This is a genomic window from Alteromonas salexigens (genome assembly GCF_025628895.1).
GTDB classification, from domain to species: Bacteria; Pseudomonadota; Gammaproteobacteria; order Enterobacterales; family Alteromonadaceae; genus Alteromonas; species Alteromonas salexigens.
Genome location: NZ_JAOTJC010000002.1, coordinates 24,030 through 43,282, shown reverse-complemented (window position 1 = coordinate 43,282; position 19,253 = coordinate 24,030). Strand labels below are relative to the sequence as shown.

14 protein-coding genes and 1 pseudogene are annotated in these 19,253 nt (G+C 54.2%); 3 read left to right on the top strand and 12 right to left on the bottom strand.

Annotated elements, in window-relative coordinates; all coding sequences use genetic code 11:
• The 9 genes and pseudogenes from OCL06_RS00190 to rppH all read right to left on the bottom strand — a co-directional run bounded on the left by OCL06_RS00190 (position 1) and on the right by rppH (position 8,830).
• Positions 1 to 960, bottom strand: a complete 960-nt coding sequence (locus OCL06_RS00190) for a sensor domain-containing diguanylate cyclase (protein WP_262991702.1) — start codon at positions 958 to 960, stop codon at positions 1 to 3.
• Positions 957 to 1,982: a response regulator gene (locus OCL06_RS00185; protein ID WP_262991701.1), complete on the bottom strand. Its 1,026-nt coding sequence runs from the start codon at positions 1,980 to 1,982 to the stop codon at positions 957 to 959. The genes OCL06_RS00190 and OCL06_RS00185 overlap by 4 nt, the downstream gene beginning before the upstream one ends.
• A 9-nt stretch (positions 1,983 to 1,991) precedes the next feature.
• The gene (locus OCL06_RS00180; RefSeq protein ID WP_262991700.1) at positions 1,992 to 2,825 is read right to left on the bottom strand and encodes a thymidylate synthase; all 834 of its coding nucleotides are present in this window, start codon (positions 2,823 to 2,825) and stop codon (positions 1,992 to 1,994) included.
• Between the two features lie 17 nt (positions 2,826 to 2,842).
• A complete protein-coding gene (gene lgt, locus OCL06_RS00175) occupies positions 2,843 to 3,649 on the bottom strand; it encodes a prolipoprotein diacylglyceryl transferase (protein ID WP_262991699.1) in 807 nt (268 codons plus the stop codon).
• A gap of 3 nt (positions 3,650 to 3,652) precedes the next feature.
• Positions 3,653 to 4,459 (bottom strand): sulfite exporter TauE/SafE family protein, encoded by an 807-nt coding sequence (locus OCL06_RS00170; RefSeq protein ID WP_262991698.1) that lies wholly within the window; start codon positions 4,457 to 4,459, stop codon positions 3,653 to 3,655.
• 70 nt (positions 4,460 to 4,529) lie between these two features.
• A complete protein-coding gene (locus tag OCL06_RS16185; RefSeq protein ID WP_373318421.1) occupies positions 4,530 to 5,027 on the bottom strand; it encodes a methyl-accepting chemotaxis protein in 498 nt (165 codons plus the stop codon).
• A gap of 24 nt (positions 5,028 to 5,051) precedes the next feature.
• Positions 5,052 to 5,822 (bottom strand): annotated as a pseudogene (locus OCL06_RS16180) (PAS domain-containing protein); the annotation flags it as partial.
• 150 nt (positions 5,823 to 5,972) lie between these two features.
• Positions 5,973 to 8,264 carry a phosphoenolpyruvate--protein phosphotransferase gene (gene ptsP, locus OCL06_RS00155; RefSeq protein WP_373318420.1) on the bottom strand — a complete coding sequence of 764 codons (2,292 nt, stop codon included), beginning with the start codon at positions 8,262 to 8,264 and terminating at the stop codon, positions 5,973 to 5,975.
• Between the two features lie 35 nt (positions 8,265 to 8,299).
• Complete coding sequence (gene rppH / locus OCL06_RS00150) at positions 8,300 to 8,830, bottom strand: RNA pyrophosphohydrolase (protein WP_262991696.1); 531 nt, start codon at positions 8,828 to 8,830, stop codon at positions 8,300 to 8,302.
• A gap of 105 nt (positions 8,831 to 8,935) precedes the next feature.
• On the opposite strand from rppH, the gene mutH reads away from it, so the two are divergent.
• Entirely contained in the window at positions 8,936 to 9,610 is a 675-nt protein-coding gene (mutH, locus tag OCL06_RS00145; RefSeq protein ID WP_262991695.1) for a DNA mismatch repair endonuclease MutH, read from the top strand.
• A gap of 19 nt (positions 9,611 to 9,629) precedes the next feature.
• On the opposite strand, the gene OCL06_RS00140 is transcribed toward mutH, so the two are convergent.
• Positions 9,630 to 10,742: a DNA mismatch repair protein gene (locus OCL06_RS00140; protein WP_262991694.1), complete on the bottom strand. Its 1,113-nt coding sequence runs from the start codon at positions 10,740 to 10,742 to the stop codon at positions 9,630 to 9,632.
• A 39-nt stretch (positions 10,743 to 10,781) separates the two neighbouring features.
• Entirely contained in the window at positions 10,782 to 12,287 is a 1,506-nt protein-coding gene (locus OCL06_RS00135; protein ID WP_262991693.1) for a CYTH domain-containing protein, read from the bottom strand.
• 233 nt (positions 12,288 to 12,520) lie between these two features.
• On the opposite strand from OCL06_RS00135, the gene OCL06_RS00130 reads away from it, so the two are divergent.
• Complete coding sequence (locus tag OCL06_RS00130; RefSeq protein WP_262991692.1) at positions 12,521 to 13,123, top strand: TIGR04211 family SH3 domain-containing protein; 603 nt, start codon at positions 12,521 to 12,523, stop codon at positions 13,121 to 13,123.
• Between the two features lie 96 nt (positions 13,124 to 13,219).
• On the opposite strand, the gene putA is transcribed toward OCL06_RS00130, so the two are convergent.
• On the bottom strand, positions 13,220 to 17,020 hold the full coding sequence (putA, locus tag OCL06_RS00125) for a bifunctional proline dehydrogenase/L-glutamate gamma-semialdehyde dehydrogenase PutA (RefSeq protein WP_262991691.1): 3,801 nt from the start codon (positions 17,018 to 17,020) through the stop codon (positions 13,220 to 13,222).
• A 445-nt stretch (positions 17,021 to 17,465) separates the two neighbouring features.
• On the opposite strand from putA, the gene OCL06_RS00120 reads away from it, so the two are divergent.
• Positions 17,466 to 19,175, top strand: a complete 1,710-nt coding sequence (locus tag OCL06_RS00120) for a TIGR03545 family protein (RefSeq protein ID WP_262991690.1) — start codon at positions 17,466 to 17,468, stop codon at positions 19,173 to 19,175.
• The last annotated feature ends 78 nt before the right edge of the window (positions 19,176 to 19,253 follow it).

Sequence of the window (19,253 nt, the reverse complement as noted above, 5' to 3'; positions counted from 1 at the left end):
CTATGCTTTGCCGTGCACCCGATACTGATTACGGCCGTTCTGTTTGGCGGCATACAATGCCTGGTCGGCCAGCTCCAGCCACGCCAGTGACGAGGGATGTTGTTGGTTAAATTCAGCCAGCCCGAGACTGACCGTGAAACGGATGTGCTGCCCGTCATGTTCAACGGTTAGCGCCTCTGCCTGCTCGCGGATACGCTCGGCCACCTTGGTGGCATTGTCCAGGCTGGAGTCGGTCAGTATCACGGCGAACTCTTCGCCGCCGTAGCGTCCGGCCAGATCCGTTTCCCTGACACTGTTTTTGACTACCTGAGCCAGAGCCTGAATAACTTTATCCCCGGCCTGATGGCCATAGGTATCGTTCACGGCTTTAAAGTGGTCGATATCCAGCATCATGGCCGTGGTAGGTTTATTACGGCGCTGCGCGAGCTTGAAGGTGTAGTCGAACCGCTCCTGCCAGTAGCGGCGGTTGTACAACCCCGTGAGCCCGTCTACCCGGCTCATCACCTTAAGTTCTTCATTCAGTCGTTCAACCCGCCGCTTGCCCATCGCCTGGTCGGTCACGTCATACACCAGCATACACAAGCGCTCCACTTCACCCGTTGTGGAGGGCAGCGGGAACATAGTGACATTCTGAAACATGGTTTCAGAGTCTGAAGTAATTGGTCGGGTGCTGCCGAAACGAAACAGGTACTCCCGCTGTTCCCAAATCAGAAATACCGGGGTTTTCAGTGAAAACACCGGGTCCGCTTTGGCCCGCAGCCAGGCTTCGTCGATTTCAGGAAAATGGGAAAACAGTGGCGTATTGCAAATGCGGCTGGGCAGCAGTCCGGAATGGTTTTCCATGAACTGGTTCCACACTTCCACTGTGAAGTCTTTGTTCAGCACCACAATGCCCACTTCGATGGAACTGAGCAGTTCATGTTGCCAGTGCAACTGAGAAAAACCGGTCGCATCACTCATGATAATGGCTCCTCGGATGCCACCAGCCGACTATAGATATGCTCCATCGCTTCGTCAGGAAACAACAGCAGTAAATCGAAGCTGATATCACGGCTTTTGATGGCGTAACCTATTTCCACCGCCATGATTTTATTCCAGCGGGATACATGGCCATGCAGAAGTGCATCTAGGCCCTGATGACGCCCCAGCAGGATTGGGTGGGAATGACTGAAGTGTACGTTGAGCTGATCAGACAGCGCGTTCAGACATGCGCCAATCAGAATATTAGACACATCCATGAGTGCTTCCAGTTCCAGCTGAGCTGAGGGTTGCCGGGTATCGTAACCCAATAACTCCACGATGTTCGCGGCATTGGTGTCATTGAATATTACCAGCGCCTCCCCCTTAATGCCGGCGTTCATAAACCCTTTGGACACCGCCGAGACACTGTCATTGTGATTAATTTCGGCAATGGCCATATGCAATTCATTGCTTTCAATGACATTCACATTGGGGATGGGTAAGTCAATAAACTCCCCCAACAACTTAGCCAGGTTTTCTCCCGCACGGCCCATGGCCACGTTCACCAGCTCACGGTATGCATCCAGTTTGTCATCTTTACCTAAGGCGGCATCGCTGGCTGGCAGGTTTTGACGGGCATTCGCCTGACTGTCTCCACTGTAAATGCCGTACTGATTAAGTAAGGTTGTCAGCGTGGCGTTATCAATGGGTTTACGGATAAAGTCCAGCGCACCCAGCGCTAACATGCGCTCCCGCGCTGCCGGCTGTACGTCCCCCGACACCACAATCACCAGACAGGGTAAATCCTGTTCGCGGATCACCTGCATGGTCTGGTAGCCGTCCATTACCGGCATGTTGAGGTCCAGAAACATAATGTCCCCCTTGCCCTCGCGGATCAGGGTGAGCGCTTCTTCGCCGTTGCCGGCAAAGGCAATGTCGACGTCCCAGCCATCCGGAATAGACCGCGCCATCTGGCGGCGGGCGAAGCCAGAGTCGTCGCAGATAAGCACGGGAGTAGTCATAGGTAGCTCCTATACGGCAACCGGGGCTTTAATGGGAGGGTGCGACTGATAGCCTTCCAGCGTGAAGTCATCGTAGGTAAAACCGAAAATATCCCGCACCTCGGGGTTCAGCTTCATAGTGGGCCTGGGGAAGGGCTCCCGGGCTAACTGGGTATTCACCTGCTCCAGATGGTTAAGGTACAGGTGAGCATCGCCTAGGGTGTGAATGAACTCGCCCGGCTCGAGGTCGCAGACCTGCGCCACCATCAGGGTTAACAGAGCGTAGCTGGCAATATTGAACGGCACGCCAAGAAAAATATCCCCGCTGCGCTGATATAGCTGACAGCTTAATTTTCCGTTGAGTACATAGAACTGAAACAGGGTGTGACACGGCGGCAAGGCCTGTTTACCATTTGCGGCATTCTGCTTGGGGCTGTCGTCAGCATCGGGCAGTACAGAGGGATTCCATGCACTGACCAGTAAGCGCCGGGAATCAGGGTTGGTTTTAATTTGCTGAATCACCTCAGCAATTTGATCCACGACAGAGCCGTCGCCAGCATCCCATGACCGCCACTGGTGACCGTACACCGGCCCCAGTTCGCCATCTTCCGTGGCCCATTCATCCCAGATAGACACACCATGTTCCTTCAGATAGGCAATATTGGTATCGCCTTTCAGAAACCACAGCAACTCATGAATGATCGATTTCAGATGGCACTTTTTGGTGGTGACCAACGGAAAGCCTGCGGCCAAATCGAAGCGCATCTGATACCCGAACACACTCAGGGTGCCGGTACCGGTGCGATCTTCTTTCTTCACGCCGTTGTCACGGACATGTTGCATCAGTTGCAAGTATTCTTTCATACTGGAAATCTTTCTTGTTATTGTTTTTTAGTGGCAGCAGGGGTGCTTCGGTAAGCACGCACCAGCAGCCAAATGCCCAGTGCAATCATGGGTAGACACAGTAGCTGCCCCTGGCTCAACCCCATTTGATAAAGGCCGATATGGGCATCGGGCTCGCGGAAATACTCCACAATGAACCGGAAGCAACCATAGCCTAGCAGGAACAGACCACTCACCGCTCCCACCGGACGGGGCTTAGCTGAATATAACCATAAGATGGCAAATAAGACTACCCCTTCCAGCGCAAACTCATACAGCTGAGAGGGGTGACGGGGCTCGCCACCGGCGCCGGGAAAGATAATCGCCCAGGGAACGTCGGTGGTGCGTCCCCACAGCTCCGCATTCAAAAAGTTACCAATGCGGCCGGCCCCCAGACCTATGGGTACCAAGGGCGCAACAAAGTCGCCCACTTCCAGAAAGCGGGCTTGCATGCGCTTTGACTGCCAGTACAGCGCGGCAATGACGCCCAGCAGGCCACCATGAAACGACATGCCGCCGCTCCAGATTTTAAACAGGTACAGCGGATTATCCAGAAACATACCAAACTGGTAGAAGAGCACATACCCCAGACGGCCACCGACAATCACCCCCACAAAGCCCCAGAACAGCAGGTCGCTTAGCTGATCCTTACTCCAGTTGGTGTTTTCCAGCCGCTTATGGGCCAGTAAATAGGCGGCGATGAACCCCACCAGATACATCAAACCGTACCAACGCACGCTCAGTGGCCCGAGACTGAATATCACCGGGTCGATACTGGGAAAAACCAGATAACTGCTGTCTGTCATGAACTATTCCAATCCTGAAATCATACGGATACTCACCACTACCAGCAGGGCAGCCAGTATCCACTTTAACACCCGCGTATTGGTTTTCTGGCCAAGTTTGGCCCCCCAGTTCGCGGTAAATATAGAAGTTGCTACAATACCAAAGGTGGCAGGCAAATAAACATAGCCTACCGCGCCTTCCGGCAGTGCCGGGTTACCCCAACCGGCCAGCACGAAGCTGGCGGTACCAAATAACGCAATAAACAGGCCACTAATGGCTGCACAGCCTATGGCATGGCGCATATTAACCTGGAAAAATATCAGCAAGGGCACCAGTAATGCGCCGCCGCCAATGCCCATCAGCGCGCTGATCACCCCGGTAAATAACCCCACTATTGCCAGAATGGGCCGGTTGGCGGGAAACCGGGAGGCTTCCCGTTTATTAAATATCATCTGCGCCGCAATTAAGATAACCAGTACGGCAAAAATATTTTTCAGTAACAAACCGGAAATACTGCTGGCGACCTGCGCGCCGATTATCGCCCCAAGGGCGATGGCCACGCCAGTGGTAACAACCAGTTCTTTTTTCAGATTTCCCAGCCGATAGTGGGCCAGTGCAGAGGAGCTACCGGTAAAAATGATGGTCGATAAGGAGGTGGCCACAGCCACCGGCATAACGATGTCTGCTGACAGAGGGAGCAGATGTATCAACAGATAGGACAGTACCGGCACAATGATGAGGCCACCGCCAATCCCCAGCATGCCGGCAAGCAAGCCGACAACCGTTCCCAAAGCCAGGCAGCTGAGGAAAATGATTGTGATGGGTTCCATTAGCGCGTCCTTATTATTTGCCCGTAGCGTACCACAAAGCTACCGGCAAATAATCGACTTTCGCTGTGGATTACTGAATAAGCTGCTTCACCGCGTTGACGAGTTTATTCACGCCGTGTTTCACCTGTTCAACGCTGGCTGACACCGACGAGACCGCTTGCTGACCGTCGGATGCACTCTTATCGATATCCTCCATTTGGATATGTATATTGTCGATAAGCTGCGCGTTGATGGCCACCACATCTTCTATGTCTTCGGTGGCCGAACTGGCTCTTCCCGCCAGTGTGCGCACTTCATCGGCAACCACCGCGAACCCACGCCCGGCTTCACCGGCCCGCGCCGCTTCGATGGCAGCATTCAGGGCCAGCAAATTCGTCTGTTCGGCAATGCTGCGGATGGTGCCGACGATGTTGCGGATATCGGCAGACTGAGCAGCGAGCTTTTCGCTGCTGGTGTTGGCCTGGGTGACCTGTTCGCGAATGGCGTCAGAAATAGATTCTGCCGTGTTCAGTGACCCGATGGCGTCTTCGGTATTTTTCGCAGACGTCACCGAGGTATCTGTCGCCATCTGGATCGCATGTTGCGCAGCCTCCACCCGGGAGGTGATATCTGTGGCGAACTTTATAACCTTGGTGACCTTTCCGGTCTCATCCCGGACCGGGTTATAGGTCGCTTCCAGCCACACCGTTTTACCCTCGCCATTAACGCGTTGATATCGGCCGGTCTGGAAATCGCCGCTGGCAAGCTGTTGCCAGAATTGCGGGTTTTCACGATAAAACTCATCACTGCAGAACTTACGGTGGTGTTTACCTTTGATCTCATTCAGTGAGACTTTCATGGTGGTCAGAAAGTTTTCGTTCGCATCCAGAACATGACCGTCTGTGGTAAAGGAAATCACTGCCATGGACTGATCCAATGCGGCCAGCAGCGCCTGGTTATCGGTTGCCTTTACGTGTTTTTGGGTGATATCAGTCGCCAGTTTGACTACCCGTAACACCTTGCCATGGTCATCTATTACCGGAAAGTAGGTCGCTTCCAGCCAGAGCGTGTCACCCCGTTTATTGACCCGCTGGAACTGGCCGCTGAATGACTTACCGGCGGCGAGGTCGCGCCAGAACTGTTGATATGCGGTGGAGGCCACCAGACTTGGCGGGCAAAACTGCTTATGGTGTGTGCCCAGCACTTCATCCCGGGTGTAACCTACCGCTTCAAGAAAGGCCTCGTTTACATCCAGCACCTCGCCATCCAGACTAAAGGCAATCATTCCCATATTGGCGACAATGGCACTGAAGTTTTCCAGACGCTCTTTGGTGAGTGGATCCTTCACCGGCTCAATGTCCAGCTTCCTGCGTGAAAACAGCATTACGACTCTCCCTTTCATAATCGGCAAGTATTCTTATAGCACACCCGGGGCAACCAACAAGGCAGGGCAGCACTTTAATTAAGATTCGCTGTTATCGGCGGGCAGGTTGGCCCCTTGAACAATTTTCAACCAAGCTTGTTGAACAGAAACTCAGGCGCCGGCGCGGATGAGGCCACCCAGACCTTTGCGTTCAAGGTATTGATTGATATGTCTGAACACATCGTCCTGCGAATGGGCGGTGAGCGCACAGGCCAGCAGACCTTTACTTTCCTCCAGACTGACATTGCGGATCAGCCAGTTTATTTTGCGTATATTAAACGCGTTCATACTCAGCTTACGATAGCCCATGCCCATCAACAGAATGGCGCCACCGGGTTCGCCGGCAATTTCTCCGCACACGGTCACCGGCACCTCTGCTTTGTTAGCCTGCTGCACAATATCGTACAAGGCGCTGAGTACCGCCGGGTGGTAGGCATTGTAGAGGCTGGCTACCCGGGTATTATTACGATCCACCGCCAGCAGGTATTGTGTTAAATCGTTGCTGCCTACCGAGAAGAAATCGACGTAGCGCGCCAGTTGAGGCAGCAGGTACAGCACCGAAGGCACTTCCAGCATGATCCCAAGCTTGGGCCGGATGAGGGTTTGGTCTGTGCCCCGGATTTCGTCACTGATTTCATAAAAAGCCTGCTCTATGAGCCGGCGCGCCTCCTGCACTTCGCCCACTGAGGAGATCATGGGCAACATCATCTGCAAGTTCCCCAGCCCGATACTGGCCCGTAGCATGGCACGAATTTGTACCAGGAAAATTTCCGGATGATCCAGGGTCAGGCGAATCCCCCGCCAGCCAAGAAAGGGGTTTTCCTCGTTAATCGGAAAATAAGGCAGCGGCTTGTCGCCGCCCACATCCAGCGTGCGCATGGTAATTGGCAGTGTAGGCGCCGACTCCAGCACCTGGCGGTAAATTTGAACTTGCTCCTGCTCGGAGGGGAACCGCTCCCGTAACATAAAGGGTATTTCGGTTCGGTACAGCCCGATACCGTCGCCACAGGCGCCGGCGTGCAATTCGATTTCGGCAGACAGGCCAGCGTTCATATACAGGGCGATCCGGCAACCATCAGAGGTTTCACAGGGCTTGTCACTGTCGGCATTAATCCGCTCGGAAATGGCCTCTTCTTCTTCAATCAGATGAATAAACTCATTGCGGATATTACGTTCCGGGGAAACCACCACTTCGCCGGAATACCCATCCAGCAGAATTTCCTTGTCTTCTACCAAACCCGGCGACACGTTCTGACAGCCCATCACCGCAGGCACCCCCATGGCGCGGGCGAGGATAGCCGCGTGGGAGTTATTCGAGCCACGAATAGACAAGATGCCTTTCAGTTTATCCCGGGGAAATTCAGCCAGCATGGTGGCGCTGACTTCCTGGGCAACCAGAATACTATCTGCGGTGGGCTGCCGCTCAACGATAGTGTGGCCGCGGGACTCAATCAGAATATTAGTGAGGATACGGTTAGAGAGGTCGATAATATCGATGGCCCGCTCGCGCATGTAGGAATCGTCCATGGCCTCAAAACGGGAGGCGTACACTTCTACCACCATTTTCAGCGACGAGGCCGCATCCCAGCCCTCGCGAATTTTGGCTTCCACTTCCCGTCCTAAACTATTGGCATCGAGCAGGTGATGATAAAGCTGAAAAATGGACTTCACATCGTCGGGAATATTTTCATCCAGCCGCCCTGACAACTCATCCACATGGCTGCGGGTAACTTCCACGGCTTTACGGTAGTGGTGAATTTCGGTGTCGATGTCGTCGGTATGCCGCACCATCCAGTCGCGCAGGTCGATTTTGCGGTCAGGGGCATAACCAATACCAATGGCCAGCCCCGGAGAGCCGGCGACGCCACGCACGTTCTTCTGTGCCGGCACGGTGTTTACCGCCGAAAGATTCGACAGTGCACCGCGAATTTCCGCATTGGTAATTTCCAGTGCAAGCTGGGCCGCCAGGGTAACTAAGAACGCTTCTTCATCTTCACTGAAGCGCCGCATGTCCTGCTGCTGCATGGTGATCACGCCCAGCACCTTGCGCTGATTGATAATCGGCGTGCCTAAAAACGCGTTGTAATTGTCTTCGTGAACTTCAGGGTAGTGTTTAAAGCGGGGGTGCTCGTGGGCGTTTTCGATATTCAGCGGTTCTTCACGCTGCCCCACCAGACCAATCAGGCCCTCGGAGAAACCAATGCGTACCTGTTCCACCGCATCCGGATGCAGGCCGTCAGTTGCCTTAAGCACGAATTCCTGGGTGTCGTAGTCGGCCAGGTAGATGGAGCAGGAATTCACCTGCATGGTTTGTTTTACGCGGGTAGCCAGGCGGAACAGCGCCTTGTCGAGCTGCGGGATTTGGGTAATCTCCTGCACGATGCTTTTTAGCGTCGTCAGAATACTCCCTTTGCCGGCTTGCTGTTCCACCCTGCCCCCTACATACGTCTGCGCTTTCGCTGACGCCTGTTGTGCTGATGCGGTTGCCGTTGTACGGCTGGCATGGCGGTCCCCACGAATTCTTTCATTACCCGTCGGTACACGTCACGCTTAAAGGACACCACATTACGTATTGGATACCAATAACTTACCCAACGCCAATCGTCAAATTCAGGATGGCCTGTTTTCAGTACATCGACATCACTGTCGTTGCAGTCCAGTTGCAGTAAAAACCACTTTTGTTTTTGTCCAATACATACCGGGTTACTACCCTGGCGGATAAGCCGCTTAGGTAGTTTGTATCGTAACCAGTTGCGCGTTACGTTGAGTATGGTTACGTCTTTTGGCGTTAACCCTACTTCCTCATGGAGCTCCCGATACATCGCTTGTTCTGCAGTTTCCCCGTCATCAATTCCGCCTTGAGGAAACTGCCATGAATGCTGACCATAACGCCTTGCCCAAAATACCTGACCCATTTTGTTGCAAATCACTATGCCCACATTCGCACGGAATCCGTCGGCATCTATCACATAGACTCCCGGGCACGATAAACTTTTCTATTCTGGCATTTGACCATAAACTGTTGCCCTTTCAAAGTATTAATACTTACCCATTGGTAAACACGAAGGTGACTTATGCAGCCCCCTCACACGCCGCCTACCTCTGCCGACGACTTGCTGGCACGCTGCCAGGCCATAGCCGGGCTGTCTCTGGGGGAATTAGCCAGCCTCGCAAACGTGGCCATTCCGGCTAACCTGCAGCGTCACAAAGGCTGGCCGGGGATGCTGATTGAAAAGTGGCTGGGCGCCACCGCCGGCTCTAAACCGCAACAGGATTTTCCTGAATTGGGTATAGAACTGAAAACTATCCCCATTGATGCGGCCTTCCGCCCGCTGGAAACCACCTATGTGTGCTATGCGCCGCTGGCCGGGCAAACCGGGGTAACCTGGGAAACGTCAAACGTGCGCAATAAACTGCAACAGGTGTTGTGGCTCCCCCTGGAAGGCGACCGGCAGATCCCGCTGGCTGATCGCCGGGTGGCCAGCGGTTTTTTGTGGTCGCCCGACGCAGCAGAAGATCTGGAACTACGACAGGACTGGGAAGAGCTGACTGAAATGATCGCGCTGGGCAAGGTGGAGGCTATCACCGCGCGTCAGGGCAATGCGTTGCATATCCGTCCCAAGGCCGCCAGCGGCAAAGTGCTCACAGACGCCTTAAATGAAGATGGCGAGCGCATCCAGACCCGCCCGCGCGGCTTTTATCTGCGCAAGTCTTTCACCGAAGCCATTCTGGCGCGGATGTTCGGATAACACCGCACTGAACGAAGACTTACTCGGCCACCGCCTTGGTAGTGCTCGTTGCCTGCGGGCTGCGACCCGGGTCAGGATCCTGTAAATGCCGGGCCAGCGCATCACAGAGCCGTTGGTCTTTATCGATGCCTAATCGCCTTGTCACTCGAGACAGACGGATATCTGAGCGCAACAACACTTTTTTGGCATATTCGAAGCGGTAGTGAAACACCCACGCGCGAAAGCTTTTTTGCTGCTGCACCCGCAGTGCCACCGCCAGCATAGTCGGATCCACGTCTGCCGCCTGACAAAACTGACGCAGGGTAAGGCCTAATGGCTTATAGAGTTTATCTTCAATAATGGTGCGCTCGGCTTTTGCCAGCGCAGCGCGCATGGCATGTTGATCAGCCTCACTGGCTTCCAGCACCGTATAATCAAGGGGACTCGGAGAGGATACATGCGAGGCCGTCAGACTAAACAATACCCCGATTGACCCCCCTGCCATCACCAGATGATTCAGGGTTTGCCAGTTAGCCAGCGGCAAAAAGCCGAAAGCGGCCGCGGTGACCACCAGAATACTGACAAATGCCAGCCCGACACTTAAGCCTGCGGCTGTTGTCAGGCCGCGTATGCGGTAGCGGTGAGTGTCCACGACCTGATGATTCAGATAATGATGGTACTGCTGCACCAGTTCGGTCATCAGAATGCCGTACAACAACACAGCGAAACCACTGGCCATATTTACCATATACACCGGCCACCAGCTCAATGGTTGTCCCACCGGTGAGGTGTCCAGCCAGCCTTGCCGTGCTTCAAGAGGTATGAAAATGGTGGCCGCCTGGAGTAACACAGTTATCCATGCCGGGATCCACAATCTGGCACGTTGACTTACCGGCCGCGCCAGTACCAGCAGCTTGGTTGCGCGGTAACCGCATGCCATCACCAGCGGCGCGATAAAATCGCTCAGTCCCAGCAGCCATGCCAGTTCGCTGAGCTGATGATACCTGAGCCACTCATCGGCTAACAGCAGAGGCCATAACAGCCCCGCCACTAATAACCACCTGCGCCCGGGCAGCTGCTCATGACAGACCCAAAACCGAATCAGCACCACCACATACAGGGTGGTGCAAATGAACAGTGTGTAGTGAACCATCCGTGTGCGTTCCTATGTTGTCCTAATTGATGATTCAATCTACCAGTACATATCACCCTGCATCGCCACCTGCCGGGTTTGTTCCATGACCTTAAGCAGGTTTGCCATTTTTTCATTTATCCAGTTTTCCAGTTCAAGCATACCTTCAGGCTCAGCTTCCCGCACTGTGGTGCGCAGCATCAGTAAGGCCCGGAGTTCGTCGATGCCCGTCAGTAAGTCGAGCCAGGGTGCCCGGAAGGTCCCTCGTTCTTCCACAAACAGGTCAGCCAATAAGAAGCCGTTCCACAAGGTTTGCCGAAGCATAATTTCAATAGAGGTGTAATTGGTCGCGGTCATATCACGGTTGGCGGGCATGCTTTGCTGCACGGTTTGCCAGCCCTGCGACAGCCACCCTTTCGCATGCTCCATCACAGGCATGTCGTAGCCCTGAGCATCACTGCGCCACGGGCGGTTATTCAGGATAGCCGAGGCCGACAGTTTGACCGCCGTGCCGTGCGTACCGAAAAACAGCGCTTGCGGGTCGTGTGCCTGCAACAGTCCGGCCTTGCGGCCTTGCAGGTAACTCATCAGGGACGGGTGGCGAGCCAGGGTTTTATTAAACAGACTCTTTTTCGACAACAGATACCGCAGGCTTTGGAGATCATCCTGCCATAGCCATTCCTGCGCATAGTTTAACAATTGCTTGTGCAGCGACAGCATGGCCGGACATTGCAGAACCGGCAAAAACAGGGATACGCTTTGCAGCATCAGGCGCAGACTCTTTGCCACCTCTGCCAGCATTTTAATTGAGCCGGTAGCCATAAACAGATGTTCGTGGGTTTGCCAGTGTGACAGCGCGCAGTGCAGTGCGGCAGCAAACGCGTCTTCGGTGGAACAGTTACGGCTAAGCGGCAGAAAGTCAGGCAGCGGCTTAACCTGAGGCCGGATACCGTGCAGTAGCTGATAGCCCTGGGCGGCTTTCGACACATCACTTAAGCGTACGGCCAGGGCATCGTTAATTGCCCGGGCAATCCCAAACAGGCCGCTGACATCACCTGATTTCAGCTCCAGCTCGATTTCATAAATCGGGGCATCCGCTTTGCCGGTAGTCACCTCGCCCTCATCCAGCACCACTTCCACCACGGTATTCTCCACCGTGACATCGTAAGCCGTGCGGTTAAAGTCGGTGGTAAACTGACGAGTCAGGGTGCCCGTCACCGAACTTACATCAAATCCCGCCGGCCAGATCCTGTCATCGAACAGGGTCAAATCCGGCTGACTGTTGCGCAGCGGCACATTGTATTCCGCCCGCTCGTGCAAGCCACCACTGACTTCGCCGTGAGTTTTCAGGGTTTGTTCGAACTCGCCATCGTTGCCGCGCACCCGAAAGCCCATTTTACGCGCCTGAAAATCATGTTCCGGGGTGTCGTAATAATCGTTTTGCAGGCGCATCTGCCGGGCTGCGGAAACCTGCATCCCCTGTCGCTTAAGTTCAGGAAGCACCTTGTCTTTGAAAGGCGCAGTGACACTTTGCTGGGTAACAAACTTTAACTCTATTTCTGCCATGCCGGGACTGTCATTACTTATGTTGCGCTAACCTTACCGCTGTCGCCGGGGATTAGCAACGCCGGCGCCCCCGGCCTGCGTGCCCACCCTACCCGCTGTTTCTGCCCCCATTAAGGGTAGAAATACGCCTGTGCAGAGGCCCTGAATTCGCGCGGCAGACAACGGCAGACTTGCCTTTAGCGCAGGCAAGCCCTACCATCGTCAGTGATTTTTTCTTAGCGTATGGATTAACTATGATTCGAAGGTGGCTTTCGGTCGCACTGATTGCGATGTCATGTCAGGCATTTGGCCTGCAGGATACCAGCAATTTAGAGGCGTCCTCTTCTCACTATATCCGGGACGATCTTTTTGTGTTCATGCACGCGGGACCCGGCCGCAACTACCGTATTCTGGGCTCGATTGAAGCCGGCACGCCGATTACGGTGCTGCAACGTAACCAGGAACAGGAATTTACTCAGATCACCGATGATGAAGGTCGTGAAGGCTGGGTAGAGACCAAGTATGTCAGTAATACCATGTCGATGGCCGAACAGTTGCCCATGATCAGTGAGCAACTGGCTGACAGTCAGGCCAGCCTGCAGGCAGCGCAACAGGAAACCACCCGGTTACGGCAACAACTGAATGAAGCCCGCCAACAGGTGGCGCGGTTAACTAAACAAACCGATGAGCAAACTGAGGAAATTACCCAGTTGTCCACCAAGCTCGATCGTGCCGATCAGGATGAACTGGTGCGCTGGTTTACCCGCGGGGGGCTGGTTGCCGGGGTAGGCATTATTCTGGGTGTATTACTGACCTTCATACCGAAGAAGCGTCGCCGTAACGACCAGTGGATGTAATGACGTAATACTGCTGCCGTGCAGATGGTTTCATTAGCAATAAAAAAGCGCGACTGAGTCGCGCTTTTTTTGTTTCAGCCTGCGGTTAAGCGGGCATTATTCATCGTCTTCCACCAGCGTCATCAGCGAGGTGTTACCGCCGGATGCCGTGGTATCAATACTGATGGTTTTTTCCGTCATCAGTCGCTGAATAAGCTTGTCGTTATATTCCGCGGTAATCACCGGCAATATAGCGCCTACCCGTGACGACAGCATGGCAGAGATTCTGGCTGTCCGTTCGGTGCTGGAATCTACCACCACGCCTGACAGGTTCTCGTCCATCAACAGGGCGTCGAAGTATGACAGCTTGGCCACCTGGAAAATACCTTTCGGTGCGCCGGTGGCTTCCAGATTACTCTGGAATTCCAGGGCCTCTTCATAGAAGATTTCCGAGACCACTGACACCACCACGTTACCGGTTGCCAGTGCAGTGACGATGGAAAGCATCCAGTACTCGAAGGTCACGTCTTTATCGGCGAAACACAACAGCACGCCACGGGGCTCCAGGTAGAGTTTATTCGACTCACCGGTTGGCCCTGGCAGCTCGGTTGGCTTAGCCAGACGGCGCTCGATAGAGGTCAGCTGCTGACGAGATGTAGCCAGGGTGCGATTCAAATCGTCCGCCAGCTCGTCCATGATGTCCACTTTGGCGACTTTGGCGAGCAGCTGACGCACCATGGATAAGCGGTCGTTAAGTGGCGTATGACGCCATTTGTCTTCCACCTGCATGGCATTTTTCATCAGTTCTGCGGCCTGGTCGGACACCCGGTCGTCACCCATCAGTGCCGTATCTTCCCCTTCCACATCGTCAAGCTGGGTAGGTTTAGGTGTCGCACGTTCCATCATCAGACGAGGCAGGTAGTTGGGACCACCGGCCTTCGGCCCGGTACCCGATAACCCGCGCCCACCGAAGGGCTGCACACCTACAATGGCACCAATCATATTGCGGTTAATATATACGTTACCGGCGCGACTCTTCGCGGCCAGTTCGTGGCCCCGCTCTTCAATCCGTGAATGCACACCCATGGTCAGGCCGTAGCCGGTACTGTTGATTTGCGCAAGTACATCATCCAGTTCTTTGGCCTTGAAGCGGACGATATGCACTACCGGACCAAACACTTCCTTCTCCAGCACATTGATGTTGTCAATTTCATACAACGTGGGGGGGAAGTAGGTGCCATTATTGGCGGTTTCCGGGAGGTCCGCGCGGTACAGCAGTTTGCCTTTGCCTTCCATGTACTCTACATGGTCGGTCAGGGTGCCCAGAGCCTTACCGTCGATTACCGGACCAATGTCGGTATACAGATAAGCCGGGTCGCCGACATGCAGCTCTTTCATCGCGCCAATCAGCATTTCGGTCAGCTTATCGGCAATGTCTTCCTGCACGAACAGCACCCGCAGGGCAGAACAACGTTGTCCGGCACTCTGGAAACCAGAATGCACCACGTCATCCACCACCTGTTCAGGCAGCGCAGTGGAATCCACGATCATGCAGTTCTGACCGCCTGTTTCGGCAATCAGTGGTACCTGCTCACCACCGCGGTTTGCCAGGGTTTGTGAAATCAGCGTACCGGTTTGGGTTGAGCCGGTGAACATCACCGCCTTAATACGCTCATCCGGCAGCAGGGTTTCACCCACGCCTTTCCCGGGTGAGATGATCAGTTGCAGCGCATCTTCCGGCAAGCCCACCGAATGCATGATCTCTACCGCACGTTTAGCGATGATACTGGTTTGCTCGGCTGGCTTGGCCAGAACCGTGTTACCGGTCACCAGGGCCGCTGCAACCTGCCCCATGAAGATCGCCAGTGGGAAGTTCCACGGGCTGATACACAGGGTGGCACCACGGGGTAACAAGCGCTGATCTTCTGACAGTTCCTGCGCACGTACGGCGTAATAGCGGCAGAAATCGACGGCTTCGCGCACCTCGTCAATGCTGTCCTGCGCCACTTTACCGGCTTCCCGCACACAAATGGCGATAAGCTCAGCCATGTGGCGTTCAAGGGCATCCGCAGTGCGGTTAAGAATTTCAGCACGTTCTTCCACCGCACGTTTTGACCATGCCTGGAAGCCCTCGTGGACTTTGTCCAATGACGCCAGCATGTCATCTTTGGTGGCATAAATATGATAACCCACAATATCACTGTGGTTAGACGGGCTGCGTACCGGCGTCGCCCCTTCAGGCAGCTCGCTTTCTTTTACCTTGTAGAAGTCTTTCCAGCGCGCCAGCTCATGTTGTAACGCATGAACCGCATTCACGTCAGTCAGGTCCAGACCACGGGAATTGTCCCGCTCCGGCGCATACAAACCGCGCGGCGTCTTAATCAGCTTGTTGTAACGTACTTTAAGACGTTGGGTTTTCTCTACCGGGTCTTCCAGTAGCGACTCCACCGGTTTTTCGTCATCTACAATGGCGTTAACAAACGACGAGTTGGCGCCATTTTCCAGCAACCGGCGAACCAGGTATGCCAGTAAGTCTTCGTGCTCGCCTACCGGTGCATACACCCGGCACTGAATTTTTTCTTCGGTTACCACCTGATCGTACAGGGTATCGCCCATGCCGTGCAGACACTGGAATTCAAACCCTTCTTTGTCGTCACCGGCCAGTTCGATGATCACCGAGGCGGTGTACGCATTGTGTGTCGCGAACTGCGGGTAAATAGTATCGCGGTAGTCCAGCAGACGGTTGGCGCAGGCGTGATACGACACGTCGGTAGACGATTTGCGGGTAAATACCGGGAATTCTTCCAGTCCGCCCTGTTGCGTCAGCTTAATTTCGGTATCCCAGTACGCGCCTTTCACCAAGCGTACCTGCAAGGTCCGGCCAACCCGCAGGGTCAGCTCGCGTAGCCACTCAATCACGTGAATCGCGCGTTTTTGGTATGACTGTACCGCCAGACCAAAGCCGGACCAGCCGTCTAAGTCATCGTCGCTGAAGACTTTTTCGATAATGTCCAGTGACAGATCCAGGCGGTCGGCTTCTTCTGCATCGACGGTCAGGCCAATGTCGTACTCTTTGGCCATCATGCACAAGTCTTTCAGCCGCTTGGGGATCTCTTCCATCGCCCGCTCGCGCTGCAGAAACTCAAAGCGCGGGTGAATGGCGGATAGCTTCACCGATATACCCGGTGAACGTTTGGGACCACGTCCTTTTGCCGCTTTACCGATGACCTTGATGGCTTTCACGTACGCATCATAGTAACGGTCGGCATCCTTCATAGTGCGGGCACCTTCGCCCAGCATGTCGTAGGAATAAACGTAGCCTTTCTTTTCCTTTTCCTGAGCGCGATCGACGGCGTCTTCAATGGTTTCACCCATAACGAACTGACGTCCCATAACGCGCATGGCAATGTTCATTGCCCGGCGGATCACCGGCTCGCCGAGCCGACCCAGAGTTTGCTTAAGCAGACCGAACTGTTCTTTTTTGCGCTTATCGGCATAGTTCACCATGTTACCGGTAAGCAACAGGCCCCACGCCGAGGCGTTAACAAACAGAGATTCTGAGTTGCCCAGATGGGGGGTCCACTGGCCTTTTGATAATTTGTCCCGGATCAATTCGTCCTGGGTTTCCTGATCTGGCACCCGCAATAATGCTTCGGCCAGACACATCAGTACCACACCTTCTGCGGTGGACAGAGAATATTCATGCAGCAGGGCATCTACGCCGCCGTGACCTTCCTGATCACGACGGATCTGCAGCACCATTTTACGGGCCCGTTCCCAGGCACGGCTGCGTGCACGAGGGTTTACCTCGGCAATCGGAAGGATCTGGTCAATGGCTACTGACTCGCTGATTCGATAGTAGTCGCGTATCCGTTGCCGCAGAGGCGTTGTTGTATAAAGATCGTCGTTCGTGAGCATTGCAACCCTTATGTGTTAAACCGGTTTGAAAAAATGCTTCCCTGTGGAAACCGATAAGTGCCATCGTGGCAAGGTTTTCGCCACGGTAGCGGGTAAAAAAATTGTCGCGGGCAGACCGCGTCCTAACCCTTTTAACTACCACTACCAACAGGAAGATCAAGATAGCGCTGAATTGTCGCGGATACTAGCACAGTCGCGGCATCTGGGAAGCCCGTTGTGTCAACTTTTGCGGGCAGTTTGCCGCAAACATTAAATCGTATATTAAGCGGTGATCTGAGAGGATCCCATTGCTGTGGAAGACGAGCTTATATCAGCGTGACTGGCCGTGGTCTGAATGATCACTTTCCCCGGCCGTCCGGTATATGTAATCACCGGCTATTTTACTGCGTCAGAGCAATCGCATACACTGAGAATCGCATTGTGCGAGCAGGGTTCAGGAGGAACTATGAGCGGAAAAGTTAAGCGTCGTTATATTGTACTGGCAGTCATTATTCTGCCGGTGGTTGCCTATTGGCTGTTTGCCAACGTCATTATTAAAAGTATTGTGGAAGGCAAGCTTTCGGAATCTTATGGCGCGGAAGTCAATATTGCTGAGTTTGATCACTCCCTGTACCCCGCCGAAGTGGAAATGCAGGGCATCGGCCTGACCGATGCCGCCACGCCTTCCCGCAACAAAGTGCTGGTGGGCACCGCCCGCGCTGATGTTGAACTGCTGCCCTTATTGTCAGACCGGGTCATTGTCAATAATCTGGACTTGCTGGATGTGCAGTTTGATCAGCCCCGCGAGACCCCGGGAGAGGTGTATCGCCAGCCCACTAACTCACTCTCTTTCGACGAGATAAAGGCCAAGGCTCAGGAGGCGATCCCGACCGTGGACGAATTGCTGGCGCGCAACCCGCTTAAAACCTCCGCGGCAGTTGAGCAGGCACAGCAAACTTACGCCAAGTACGCCGACGGTCTGAAAGAAAATTATGAAGCATTACCCGACAGCGAACGCCTGGATTACTACAAGACCCAAATTCAGCAACTAAAAGACACCGATCCCAAAGATCCACAGGCGCTTCTCCAGGCCCGGGAAACCCTCGACAAGCTGAAAGAGGAAATTCGCGCAGACAAAGCGCAAATTAGTCAGTTCACCACGAACGCCAGTGAAGCCAAAAAAGCCCTGCGGGAAAGCGTGGCAAATCTGAAAGCAGCGCCTGCTCAGGACTACGAGTTGCTGAAAGGCATTGTAGCCGGCGATTCCGCCGCGCTGGAGCAGGTAACTCAGTTCGTGTTCGGTGACAAAGCCGCCGAATATACCGAATACCTGATGGCTGCTGTGCAAATTGTGCTGCCCCTGATTCAGGAAAAAGAGGGCGCTGCGGAAGAACCCACCGACCTGCCCTCGATTCTGGTGCGCCAGGCTGATGTGACCGTAAAGTGGAAGGAAGAAACCATTTCAAGCGTTTGGCAGAACATTACCAATACTCACCCCCTGGTCGGCGAGCCCACTACCTTTAGCATTGCGGCCGCTGGAGAACTGTTAAAACAGTTCGAGTCCAGTGGTCAGTTCTGGATAGACAGTGACGGTGTGGATGCTGCACAGGAATGGTCACTGGCCGGCGTCAGCCTGGCGGATATTTCGTTTAGCCAGAGTGAAAAACTGTCCGCCATGTTGCAAAAAGCCCTGATGGCAACCTCAGGCTCTATGACAGTGACGGATAACGCCCTGACCGGCAGCGGCAATATCGATTTGCGTGAACTGGTAATGGAGGCCTCCGGCAATAGCGAGATCACCCGGGGCATCGCACAGGCATTGCAGTCACTCAGCAGTCTGGACATTAACATGCAACTGAACGGCACCCTGGCTGACCCGGACTTCAGCATTAAATCGGATCTGGATAACCAACTGGCCCAGGCCGCGCTTTCCCAGCTCACCGCTTCCCAACAGGACAAGCTTAATGAGCTGAACAGCAAACTGAACGCCATGGTCAGTCAGCAACAGGACGCTGCGGCCGCACAACTGGTGGATGTTAATGCCATGCTTAGCGCTGCTCAGGGCGACTCGGAAGCGCTGGAAGCCTTGCTGGAAACGCAACTGACCAGCCTGATCGATGCCCAGAAAGGCAAACTGTTCGACAAACTGAAAAGTAAACTGGGAAACAACAACTAACCCGGCAAGTGGTTCTGTTTGCATTGACCGCACATCGCGGCATAATAGCCCTCATGCAGGCGCAGAAGGCACTGCGTC

What these genes read in the sequence shown, in the direction of transcription:
- OCL06_RS00190 (WP_262991702.1), bottom strand. Translation starts at nt 960, where the DNA reads ATGAGTGATGCGACCGGTTTTTCTCAGTTGCACTGGCAACATGAACTG.
- OCL06_RS00185 (WP_262991701.1), bottom strand. Translation starts at nt 1,982, where the DNA reads ATGACTACTCCCGTGCTTATCTGCGACGACTCTGGCTTCGCCCGCCGC.
- OCL06_RS00180 (WP_262991700.1), bottom strand. Translation starts at nt 2,825, where the DNA reads ATGAAAGAATACTTGCAACTGATGCAACATGTCCGTGACAACGGCGTG.
- lgt (WP_262991699.1), bottom strand. Translation starts at nt 3,649, where the DNA reads ATGACAGACAGCAGTTATCTGGTTTTTCCCAGTATCGACCCGGTGATA.
- OCL06_RS00170 (WP_262991698.1), bottom strand. Translation starts at nt 4,459, where the DNA reads ATGGAACCCATCACAATCATTTTCCTCAGCTGCCTGGCTTTGGGAACG.
- OCL06_RS16185 (WP_373318421.1), bottom strand. Translation starts at nt 5,027, where the DNA reads ATGGCGACAGATACCTCGGTGACGTCTGCGAAAAATACCGAAGACGCC.
- mutH (WP_262991695.1), top strand. Translation starts at nt 8,936, where the DNA reads ATGCAGCCCCCTCACACGCCGCCTACCTCTGCCGACGACTTGCTGGCA.
- OCL06_RS00140 (WP_262991694.1), bottom strand. Translation starts at nt 10,742, where the DNA reads ATGGTTCACTACACACTGTTCATTTGCACCACCCTGTATGTGGTGGTG.
- OCL06_RS00135 (WP_262991693.1), bottom strand. Translation starts at nt 12,287, where the DNA reads ATGGCAGAAATAGAGTTAAAGTTTGTTACCCAGCAAAGTGTCACTGCG.
- OCL06_RS00130 (WP_262991692.1), top strand. Translation starts at nt 12,521, where the DNA reads ATGATTCGAAGGTGGCTTTCGGTCGCACTGATTGCGATGTCATGTCAG.
- putA (WP_262991691.1), bottom strand. Translation starts at nt 17,020, where the DNA reads ATGCTCACGAACGACGATCTTTATACAACAACGCCTCTGCGGCAACGG.
- OCL06_RS00120 (WP_262991690.1), top strand. Translation starts at nt 17,466, where the DNA reads ATGAGCGGAAAAGTTAAGCGTCGTTATATTGTACTGGCAGTCATTATT.